This window comes from Vibrio sp. SG41-7, from assembly GCF_014164465.1.
GTDB lineage: Bacteria > Pseudomonadota > Gammaproteobacteria > Enterobacterales > Vibrionaceae > Vibrio > Vibrio splendidus.
In genome coordinates this window covers 1-1042 of sequence record NZ_JACJFF010000301.1, presented here as the reverse complement: position 1 = coordinate 1042, position 1042 = coordinate 1, and the positions used below count along the sequence as shown (strand labels likewise).

1 protein-coding gene is annotated in these 1042 nt (G+C 44.5%); it reads right to left on the bottom strand.

The genetic code is table 11. The features are described from left to right. Positions 1-54 precede the first annotated feature (54 nt). A complete protein-coding gene (locus H5300_RS26790; RefSeq protein WP_182797363.1) occupies positions 55-963 on the bottom strand; it encodes an IS5 family transposase in 909 nt (302 codons plus the stop codon). Positions 964-1042: the final 79 nt, after the last annotated feature.

The window sequence follows — 1042 nt, the reverse complement described above, 5'->3', positions numbered from 1 at the left end:
GGCGTTGTTGATCAAATCAGCTTGAAGATCAACGAAGCCATATATGACTAGCCGTTAGCTTCTAACAGGCATACCTAGTCCTATGACTTTGTTTATAGCTTTGACATTCGCCATGATTTCTCCCACTTGAGCGTTGTAACATCTCAAGCTCAATTTACCGCTGGTTAGTCCTTTATATCGAGACATTGCGGTCTCAGATATTGAGCGATAGTGGTAACCAGACTCCGATTTCCACTCCGCTATTGTTCCATTTTTCAGAGCCTCTACAGCTTCGTTTCTGGGATGCCCGTCTTCCCAAAGTGCCGCATTCTTTCGAGGCTGTATTAGCGGGGTACAGCCTTTATTTTTCAGAGTCTCATGGCAGTTTTTAGTGTCATATGCTCCATCGGCAGATACGGCAATGACCTTTCTGCGTAGTGGATTGAGCAACGTCGGTAGCACTTCACTATCGCCAACATTTACAAGGCTGACTTCCGCACTAATCGTTTCGTGAGTATCTACATCAACAGCTAAGTGCAGTTTGCGCCATGTTCTACGTTTTTCTGCACCATGCTTTTTCACTTTCCACTCACCCTCGCCAAAAACTTTAAGACCAGTCGAATCAATGGCTATATGGCGAATAGCTCCTCTGGATTTATTACGATATTTGACCTGAACTGTTTTCGAACGTTTACTGATACTGGTGTAATCAGGGGATGTCAGCGGAACATCTAATAACTCAAAGATAGAGTCGATAAAGCCTTGAAGAGCACGCAATGGCAGAGAGAAGATCCCCTTAATCATCAAGGCGGTTTCAATCGCTGTATCAGAGTACTGAAAGCCTCTACCACGCTTGCCATGATGGGTTTTGCATTTCCATACATCTATGGCTGAGTCATCTATCCAGAACGTAACCGAACCACGTTTACACAGAGCCTTATTGTATTCCGCCCAGTTAGTAATCTTCTTTTTCGCTTTGCCCATGTCACCACCGTTCTAATCATCGCAAAGGATCAGATCGCAGATCTTGGAAAAGGTTCAACTGATTTAGGCAACAACGCCC

Coding starts and splice junctions, on each gene's coding strand:
- H5300_RS26790 (WP_182797363.1), bottom strand. CDS start 963: ATGGGCAAAGCGAAAAAGAAGATTACTAACTGGGCGGAATACAATAAG.